The sequence below is a fragment of the Streptomyces sp. NPDC007162 genome (genome assembly GCF_040634175.1).
In the GTDB taxonomy this organism is placed as follows: Bacteria; Actinomycetota; Actinomycetes; order Streptomycetales; family Streptomycetaceae; genus Streptomyces.
Map to the genome: position 1 here is coordinate 1 of NZ_JBEYFC010000649.1, position 4,295 is coordinate 4,295.

Below are 4,295 nucleotides of genomic sequence, written 5' to 3' on the forward strand. Positions count from 1 at the left end.
GGGGCGGCGGGCGCGTCGTCGGCGCCCGGCCACTGCTGCGGTACGGAAGCGGGCGCGGCCTCCGCGGGAAGCGGCTGGGCGGGGACCGGGGGGTCCTCGGCAGCCGGGGCGGGCTGCGCGGGCGGTACGGGCTGCTGCCCGGGCTGTACGACTGCCGGCTGGCCTGGGACCGGTTGGCCCGGGATCACCGGCGCGGCGCTCTGCGGCTGGGCCTGCACCTGCGCCTGCGCCGCCACGGGGGCCGCACCCGGCAGCCCGGGCGGCACCGCCGGAACCGGCTGGCCGGGCTGGCCTGCCTGCACCGGGGGCACCGGCTGGCCCGGCTGCTGCCCGGTAACCGCCTGGCCGAGGGGCAGACCGGTCGGCACGGCGACCTGTCCGGCAGGCCCGGCCTGGGCCGGAATGCCCTGTCCGGGCTGCCCGGTGGGAACGGGTTGACCGGCGGGAACCTGCTGCGCGGGCGGTACGGCCTGCGGCCCGGCGGGAACCGGCTGCCCGGGCGCCACCGCCTGCGCGGGCACCGTCGGTACGGCCTGCACTCCAGGCACTCCAGGCACCCCGGGTACTCCTGGTGCGCCGGGCACTCCGGGCGCACCAGGCACCCCCGGCACCTCTTGTGCACTCGGCATCTCCGGCATTCCCGGCAGCCCCGTCCCGACCCCGGCCCCGGCCCCCGCCTCCGTCGGCTGGCCCACGGCGCGGCGTCGGCGGCCGGTCGGTGCGCTGGTGGGGTGGGGCTGCGGCGGGGTGTGGTCCTCGTCCTGGGGGTGCGCCGCGGCGTCGTGCCGGCCCTCGTCGCCCGCCGTGCCGGTCGGCTCGGGGGCACGGTCGGCCTCGGCGGGCGGCAGTGCGAAGACCGGCCGGGGGCCGGCCTGCTGCGCCGCCTGCTGCTCGGCCCGCTCAGCGGCCGCGGCCAGCGCCCGGCGCCGGCGTCCGCTCGGCTGCTCCTCGGTGGTCTGCCCGGCAGGGGGCAGCGCCGGCGGCAGTGCCTGCGGTTCGTCGGAGTCCTGCCGGCCGCGACGCCCCGGAGCGGGCGCGGGCACACCCTGCGGCGGAACCGTCCCGCCCAGACCCGTACCGGAGGCAGCCGTACCGGCCCCCTGCTCGGCCGCCGTCACCACAGCACCCTCAGCGGCCACCCCGGCATCACCGTCGGCCGGACGCCCGCGCCGCCGTCCGGTCCCGCCGGATGCCGGCTCCGCGCTCTCCAGCGCGGCGGGCCCGCTCCCCTGCTCCATCGCCTCGGCGGCACGCCTGCGCCGCCGTCCGGTCGGCACCCCCGGGGCCTCACCTTCCCCGGCCTCCCCGGGGACGTCGCTCTCCAGGAAGGCGTCCACGGAGGACCGCCGGGCCCGCCGCCGGCCGGCGGCACCGGTCTCGTCGGCGGCGGGCAGCATGGCCACCTCGCTGCCGGGCGGCGGGGCGACGGCTCCGGCGCCACCGCCGATCGGCACCTCCAGCACGAACGCGCTGCCGCTCATGCCGGGCACCTCGTGGGTCTGGAGCACCCCGCCGTGCGCACGCACGATCCCCCGCACGATCGGCTCGTGCACCGGGTCTCCCCCGGTGTACGGCCCGCGCACCTCGATCCGGACGACCTCGCCGCGCTGGGCGGCCGCGACGACGACGGTGTTGTCCATGTAGCCGCCGGCCGAGACGGGCGAGTTGCCGGTCGCGTCGACGCCGGCCACGTCCGCGATGAGGTGCGCGAGCGCGACGGCCAGCCGCTGCGGGTCCACCTCGGCCTCGATGGGCGGCGCGTGCACGGCGAACTGCACCCGACCGGGGCCGATCAGCTCCACCGCCCCGTCCACACCGGCGGCGACGACGGCGTCCAGCATGACCTTCGTACGGGTGATGTCCTCGGTGCCCGCGTCCAGCCGCTGGTAGCCGAGCACGTTGTCGATGAGCTGGGTGATCCGCGAGTAGCCGGCCGAAAGGTGGTGGAGCACCTGGTTGGCCTCGGGCCACAGTTGCCCGGCGTCGTCGGCGGCGAGCGTGGCCAGTTCGCGGCGCAGCTCGTCGAGCGGGCCGCGCAGCGACTGCGCGAGCAGGGTCAGCAGCTGCTCGTGGCGTCCGTGCAGGGCCTCGTAACGGTCCTTCTCGCGTTCGCCGAGGGCCGCGTACCGGTCCTCGCCCGCCGCCAGTTCCTCGGCGTGCCGCTCGCGCAGCTCCTCCACCTCGGTGACGTGCTTCTGGCGCAGCGCGGTCAGGTCGGAGGCGTGCTCCTCGGAGAGCTTCTCCAGCTCCTCGGCGTGCGCCTTCTCCAGGGCGGCCTTCTCGTCGACGACGGTGTCGTACGGCCGCCGGTCGGTGAAGGTCATCACGGCGCCGACGAGCTGGTCGCCGTCGCGCACCGGCGCGGTCGTCAGGTCGACCGGCACCCTCTTGTCGCCCTTGGCCCACAGCACCTGCCCGCGCACCCGGTGCTTGCGTCCGGAGCGCAGGGTGTCGGCGAGCGGCGACTCGGCGTACGGGAACGGCGAGCCGTCGGCGCGCGAGTGCAGCACGAGGTTGTGCAGCTCCTTGCCGCCGAGCTCACCGGCCCGGTAACCCAGTATCTGGGCGGCGGCCGGGTTGACGAGGACGATCCGTCCGTCCGTGTCCGTCCCCACGACACCCTCGCTCGCGGCGCGCAGGATCATCTCGGTCTGCCGCTGCGAACGCGCCAGCTCGGCCTCGGTGTCGACGGTGCCGGTCAGGTCGCGTACGACGATCATCAGCAGCTCGTCGCCGCTGTAGCCGTAACCGTCGTACGCCTGCTGGCCGTTCTCCAGGTTGGCGCTGGTGACCTCGACCGGGAACTCCGTGCCGTCGGTCCGCCGCGCCACCATCCGGGTCGGCTTGGTCCGGCCGCGCGGATCCATGTGGTCGGGGCGCCGCATCGAGCCCGGGATGAGCCGCGAGTCGAACTCCGGGAGCAGATCGAGCAGCCCGCGCCCGACCAGTGCCGTCCCCGGCGCCTCGAAGGCCTCCAGGGCGATGGTGTTCGCGTTGACGACGGTTCCGTTGGCGTTGACCAGCACCAACGCGTCCGGCAGCGCGTCCAGTATGGCTGCGAGGCGAGCAGCGCCTCGGGATGGCCTGCTGCTCACGAGACGCTTCCTCCCTGTTACCGCACCTTGCCGACCGCTCGGGCCATCTTGCCAACCGGCCCGCGACGTGTCACGCGAGGGAGTCTAAAGGCACCGGTTCCGGTCACGGCGCCGGATGAGAGGGAGGTCGCACGACGAAGTGACGGCGAACATGTGACCGACGTGTCTCACGTCCGCCATACCTTCGCGGGACCTTTACGGGGGGCGGGGCGTGCGTCGTGGGTTCACGGCCCCAGGTCGGGCAGGAGCGGCACCAGGTGGTTCCAGCGCCCGATCTCGCAGCCGTTGCTGCGGTCGTACGTCGCGTCGACGGGGCGGCCGGCCCAGATGCCGGTCACACGGGCGGTGGCGGGGCCGCCGTAGATCATGGTGCAGGCGGTGCCCGGGGCGACCGGGGCGAAGGTGTCCCGGCCCCAGCGGGTGTTCCGGTCAAGCGCCTGGCACGCGCCTTCCACGTCCGGGTGACTGCCGGCGCCGGGGTGACAGAACAGTTCGTACGTCCCGTCCCGCCCGTCCCCGGCGTGCCGCACGGTGACGGTGAGATGGTCGCCCGGTACGGCGGCGGAGGCGGGCGCGGGCAGCACCGGGACGGATCCGAGGACGGCGGCGACGGCCCCGAGGGCGCCCCGCACGGTGAAGTGGGCCATGCCCTGCCCAACGCGCCGCCCGCCCGGACGTTGCGCGGCGCCCCGCCGACGAAAGGCCTTTGCCCTGCGCCCCGGCTGCCTAGTACCGTGGGAGTCGATTGGTGACAGCACGCTCGACTGTGTCATCATCTGCACGCACCACTCGCGCTCACGCGGGCGGCTGTGCTGGAGGCGTCGCCTAGTCCGGTCTATGGCGCCGCACTGCTAATGCGGTTTGGGCCTTAAAGCCCATCGAGGGTTCAAATCCCTCCGCCTCCGCCACCTGATCACCGAAGCCCCGGTCCACCTGGACCGGGGCTTCGGTGCATCCAGGGTCCACACCCCGCCGCTGACCATGTTTTCGCAGGTCACAAGGGGTACGCGGAACGGATTTCACATGGCGGCGGCAGTCATGTAATGTTCTTCCTGTCGCCGAGAGCGGCCCGGAAGGGCCAGGACCGAAGACAGAAAAACAGAACAACAAGCACTCGTAGCTTAACGGATAGAGCATCTGACTACGGATCAGAAGGTTGCAGGTTCGAATCCTGCCGAGTGCACATCTTGGAAAGGCCCC

Annotated in this window: 2 protein-coding genes and 2 tRNA genes; 2 read left to right on the forward strand and 2 right to left on the reverse strand. The window is 74.1% G+C overall.

All coding sequences use genetic code 11. The annotated features are described in order from the left end of the window. Both ABZ646_RS41260 and ABZ646_RS41265 read right to left on the reverse strand, forming a co-directional pair. Nucleotides 1–3,095: PAS domain-containing protein (locus ABZ646_RS41260; RefSeq protein ID WP_360531313.1), on the reverse strand; the 3,095-nt coding region annotated here is incomplete at its 3' end. Between the two features lie 224 nt (nt 3,096–3,319). Further along, nucleotides 3,320–3,742 carry an SSI family serine proteinase inhibitor gene (locus ABZ646_RS41265; protein ID WP_360531316.1) on the reverse strand — a complete coding sequence of 141 codons (423 nt, stop codon included), beginning with the start codon at nt 3,740–3,742 and terminating at the stop codon, nt 3,320–3,322. Between the two features lie 167 nt (nt 3,743–3,909). On the opposite strand from ABZ646_RS41265, the gene ABZ646_RS41270 reads away from it, so the two are divergent. Continuing rightward, nucleotides 3,910–4,003, forward strand: a tRNA-Ser gene (locus ABZ646_RS41270). Between the two features lie 202 nt (nt 4,004–4,205). Next, nucleotides 4,206–4,278: transfer RNA gene (locus tag ABZ646_RS41275), tRNA-Arg, on the forward strand. Nucleotides 4,279–4,295 lie beyond the last annotated feature (17 nt).